General features: G+C 60.8%; 6 protein-coding genes. All 6 read left to right on the forward strand.

Going from position 1 to position 4,652, the window contains the following annotated elements; all coding sequences use genetic code 11:
• Positions 1 to 435, forward strand: a 435-nt coding sequence (locus HP499_RS21020; protein WP_305849755.1) for a transcription termination/antitermination protein NusG, incomplete at its 5' end; no start/stop codon positions are given.
• A gap of 130 nt (positions 436 to 565) precedes the next feature.
• Positions 566 to 997, forward strand: a complete 432-nt coding sequence (rplK, locus tag HP499_RS21025) for a 50S ribosomal protein L11 (RefSeq protein WP_011775609.1) — start codon at positions 566 to 568, stop codon at positions 995 to 997.
• A gap of 147 nt (positions 998 to 1,144) precedes the next feature.
• Entirely contained in the window at positions 1,145 to 1,852 is a 708-nt protein-coding gene (gene rplA / locus HP499_RS21030; protein WP_026539797.1) for a 50S ribosomal protein L1, read from the forward strand.
• Between the two features lie 119 nt (positions 1,853 to 1,971).
• Complete coding sequence (locus HP499_RS21035) at positions 1,972 to 3,078, forward strand: GNAT family N-acetyltransferase (RefSeq protein ID WP_172326067.1); 1,107 nt, start codon at positions 1,972 to 1,974, stop codon at positions 3,076 to 3,078.
• Entirely contained in the window at positions 3,057 to 4,226 is a 1,170-nt protein-coding gene (locus tag HP499_RS21040; protein WP_172326068.1) for a GNAT family N-acetyltransferase, read from the forward strand. The genes HP499_RS21035 and HP499_RS21040 overlap by 22 nt, the downstream gene beginning before the upstream one ends.
• 302 nt (positions 4,227 to 4,528) lie before the next feature.
• A partial coding sequence (rplJ, locus tag HP499_RS21045) for a 50S ribosomal protein L10 (protein WP_172326069.1) occupies positions 4,529 to 4,652 on the forward strand: 124 nt, incomplete at its 3' end.

Raw genomic sequence — 4,652 nt, forward strand, 5'->3', positions numbered from 1 at the left:
GAGGTCGTCGAGATCAAGAATGCGCAGCGCAAGGTGATCAACCGCGTTCGCATCCCCGGTTACGTCCTGGTCCGCATGGACCTGACGGACGCCTCCTGGGGCGCCGTTCGCCACACCCCTGGTGTTACCGGCTTCGTGGGCAACGCCCACAACCCCGTTCCGCTGCGCCTTGACGAGGTCTTCTCCATGCTCGCCCCGGTCTTCGAAGAAGAGCAGGCAGAGCAGGGCAAGCCGGTCAACAAGCAGAACCAGGCTCCCGTGGCCGTCGACTTCGAGGTCGGCGAGTCGGTCATCGTCAAGGAGGGCCCGTTCGAGACCCTTCCGGCAACGATCTCCGAGATCAAGCCAGAGTCCCAGACCCTGGTGGTGCTGGTCTCGATCTTCGAGCGCGAAACCCCGGTGACGCTCGCATTCAACCAGGTCACCAAGATCTAGCTGATTCCAAAATTTCGCTCCAGTCCTGCCTGCTTAGCAGTTCGGGAGCGGCCGGCCGCCTCGCCATGGCGGCCAAAAACCTGGGACGCGCTCCTGTGTCCCAGGAAGCTATTGAGAGAAGGACCCTACATTGGCTCCCAAGAAGAAGGTCACCGGCCTCATCAAGCTGCAGATCCAGGCAGGTGCCGCTAACCCGGCTCCGCCGATCGGTCCTGCGCTTGGCCAGCACGGTGTCAACATCATGGAATTCTGCAAGGCGTACAACGCTGCAACGGAATCCCAGCGCGGAAACGTTATCCCGGTCGAAATCACGGTCTACGAAGACCGTTCCTTCACCTTCATCACCAAGACCCCGCCGGCTGCAGAGCTCATCAAGAAGGCTGCAGGCGTCGCCAAGGGTTCGGCTACCCCGCACACCGTCAAGGTTGCCAAGCTGACCCAGGCACAGGTCGAGGAAATTGCTTCCACCAAGATGGAAGACCTCAACGCCAACGACATCAAGGCTGCTGCCCTGATCATCGCCGGCACCGCCCGCTCCATGGGCATCACCGTAGAGGGTTAATACCCTTCGAAGGCCCCCGTGGCCTTCACCCGCCGGGTAACCGGCATCTGAAACATTTGAAATGTCGCAGGATCCTTGCCGGATCCACGACTGTGGCAGGGCCCAGCGCGGTCCGCAGACCACAACTGCACAAGGAGAAACAGCAGCATGGCAAAGCGCAGCAAAGCATATGAGGCAGCCGTAGCCAAGATCGAGGCAGACAAGGTCTACGCCCCGATCGAAGCCATCAACCTCGCGAAGGACACCAACCCTTCCAAGTTCGACGCAACCGTTGAGGTCGCTTTCCGTCTGGGCGTCGACCCGCGTAAGGCCGACCAGATGGTTCGTGGCACCGTCAACCTGCCGCACGGCACCGGTAAGACTGCCCGCGTCCTCGTTTTCGCAACCGGTGACAAGGCTGAAGCAGCAATCGCTGCAGGCGCCGACTTCGTTGGTTCCGATGACCTGATCGAAAAGATCGCAGCCGGCTGGACCGACTTCGACGCCGCAGTGGCAACCCCTGACCTCATGGGCAAGGTTGGCCGCCTCGGTAAGGTCCTCGGCCCGCGTAACCTCATGCCGAACCCGAAGACCGGCACGGTTACCCCGGATGTCACCAAGGCTGTCAACGACATCAAGGGTGGCAAGATCGACTTCCGCGTCGACAAGCACTCGAACCTGCACTTCATCATCGGCAAGGTTTCCTTCGACGCCAACAAGCTGGCCGAGAACTACGCAGCTGCACTGGAAGAGGTGCTTCGTTTGAAGCCGTCCGCTTCCAAGGGCCGCTACATCCAGAAGGCTACCGTTGCCACCACGTTCGGTCCGGGCATCACCGTTGACCCGAACGTCACCAAGGTTCTCACCGACGCGTAAGCTTCGCGAACACTGGCTCTGAGAAAAGGACCGTCCGGCTTAGCCGGGCGGTCCTTTTTCTTGCTCGAATGTTCCGCCCGCCCTGTTCGCGGCCCAAGGCGAGCCGTAAGCTGTGGTGCGTGTCGTCGTCGTACCCTCTCGAAAATGGCGGGCTGTCCGTAGAACGCATCCCTGTGCCCGAACAGCCTGGTGACGAGGCATCGGACTTTGAGTCATTCCACGCTTTGAACGTCGCCCACCAGTTGGAGCTCTGGGGCAACCGGGACCGTTGCCCTGTGTTGGTGGAAGCTGCCGTCTTCTGGCGGGGAAATCAGTACGAAGAGCGGCAGGTTTTCCTGGCGTATCTCAATGGTGTGGTGGTGGGCAGCGGGACGCTGACGCTGCCACTGAGTGAAAACACGACGACGGCGGGCGTGGACGTCCTTGTCGCCGCACCTTTTCGGCGGCGCGGGTTTGGTTCGACCATCCTTAGGGTGCTGGAGGAGCTGGCACGCGGGCGGGGCCGGCGCTCTTTCGACGGGTATTGCGAGGAGCCGCTTGGACCTGCCGCGGGCCCCGGCCGTTTGTTGGATGCCAAGTCCGGTACTGGCAGTGTTCCGCTCGATTCCGCATCCACAATGTTCGCCCTTCATCATGGGTATTCGCTGGAACAGGTTGAAACCACCAGCACATTGTCCTTCCCCGTGGCGGAAGAAGTCCTGTTAAAACTCGAGGCAGAAGCGTCTCAGCGATCGGCCGGATACAGCGTCATCTCTTGGCAGAACCAGTGTCCGGACGAGGTGGTGGACGTCTTCGCGCGCCTCAAGAGCCTGATGAGCACCGAAGTGCCGATCGCCGGATTGGGGTGGGAGGGTGAGCAGTGGAATGCCGCACGTGTGCGTCAGGAAGAGGCCACGTGGCGAGCGAGCGGTATTGATGTGGTGGCCGCTGTCGCGCGCCACGATGCCACGGGTGAGTTGGCGGCGTACACGGTCCTGACTCATCGTGTGGCTTTGCCGGCGGTGATCTATCAGGAGGACACGTTGGTGGCCCCGGAATACCGCGGCCACCGCCTGGGGTTGCTGGTTAAGATCGCCAATCTTCGACGCGCAAAAGAGCTTTGGCCGGACGCCACGTCCGTCATGACATGGAACGCCACTGAAAACCGGCATATGCTGGCCATTAATATCGCCCTGGGATTCAAGCCCTCCGGCTTTGAAGGCGAATGGCAGAAACGGCTGGAATGACTGTAGACGAGGCAATGACCGTTCACGTCGAGCAGCTGTGGGTGCCTGACACCTTGGACAGCCCCGACGCCGCTGATTTCCTGGACGCCGTGGAAGTAGGCCGACGGGTACGCATGGAGACCTGGGGGAGCGACGACCTCGCCTACACGCCGTTGGAGAAGTTGCTGGAGTTCTCCGATCCCTACGAGCGCCAGATCATCCTGGTGGCCAAGGTGGATGGAACGATTGTGGGTACGGTTGACATCGCCTTGCCCCTGACGGACAACATGGACCTGGCGGAGTTCACCCTGGACATCCTGCCCGAGTACCAAAGCCAGGGCGTCGGACGCCAATTGCTTGAGGCCGCTGAACAACTGGCCCGGGCAGAGGGCAGGACCATGATTCTGGTGGACACCAATCACCCTGCAACATCCCTGACCGAGGTACCTGAGGACCAGTTGATCCCTGGCAGCGGTGCGGGCTTTGTTCCCGTCAGCAGCAGGGAAGTGGATTTTGCCAAACGCGCCGGATACACCCTGCAACACATTGAGCAGTTCAGCTCCTGCGTGCTGCCGCTGGATTCCAAGCTGGTGGGCGATCTTCAGGTGGAGGCCGAGGAAGCCAACGGTGGCCGGTACCTCCTTCACCACTGGACCGACCGCTGCCCGGAACCGTGGCTTGAGGCCGTAGCGGCGTTGGAGAATGCTGCCGGTGAGGTGGTCCGTGAGGACGGGGAAGAAGACGCCCCCGAAGTCGAGGCAAGCGGTATGGTGTTCGACCCCGTCGTTCTTCGCGAAACCGAGGACGCAGCCTTGGCGCAGGGCCGGCGCACGGTGGTCACCGCCGTCGAGCATGTAGAGAGCGGAAAGATGGTGGGCCTGACCACCATCAGTGTCCTGGCGCACCGACAGGACGTGGTGTTCCAGGACGATACCCTGGTTCTCCAGGAACACCGGGGCAACAAGCTGGGTCTGTTGATCAAGTTGGCGAACATGGAAAGGCTCAGTGAGCAGTTCCCTGATGCCAGGGTGATCTACACCTGGAACGCACCCGAAAACCGCTACCTCCTGACGGTAAACAAACAGTTGGGCTTTACGACGGCGGGCGTCACCGGACTCTGGCAGAAGGAACTTCCCGGACGGGGCAAGGACACTACGTCGTCGGACTAGTCCGCCCTCGATTTGGTTTGGGGAACACTCTCCCGTAACCTTGAAGTACCAAAGACCGTCGGTTGATGGGAATCCACTCTTTCGAGCACAGCTCAATTCTGCAGCTACGCCCTTGAGGTCACAGTGAATTCCTTGACGAAGGACCCTGAACATAGGGCGGCCGGCGCAGGTGAACGAAGCAAGTCTCCACGGATTCTGTCTGTGTTGAGCCAAGCCCCGTGCATCTGCGCGGGGCGTTTTTTAGTTTTAGCTCTCGTGAGCGGGGACCCGGAAGACCGGCTTTATTCCCCGGAAGGAGGGTTATGACAACGCCTAGCAAGGTTTCCGCTGTTGCGGAGATCACCAACGATTTCAAGGAATCGAACGCGGCTGTCCTGACCGAATACCGCGGGCTCACTGTTGCACAGCTCAAGGAACTGCGTGTTG

It is taken from the genome of Paenarthrobacter sp. CM16, assembly GCF_013179505.1.
In the GTDB taxonomy this organism is placed as follows: domain Bacteria; phylum Actinomycetota; class Actinomycetes; order Actinomycetales; family Micrococcaceae; genus Arthrobacter.

Coding starts and splice junctions, on each gene's coding strand:
- rplA (WP_026539797.1), top strand. CDS start 1,145: ATGGCAAAGCGCAGCAAAGCATATGAGGCAGCCGTAGCCAAGATCGAG.
- HP499_RS21040 (WP_172326068.1), top strand. CDS start 3,057: ATGGCAGAAACGGCTGGAATGACTGTAGACGAGGCAATGACCGTTCAC.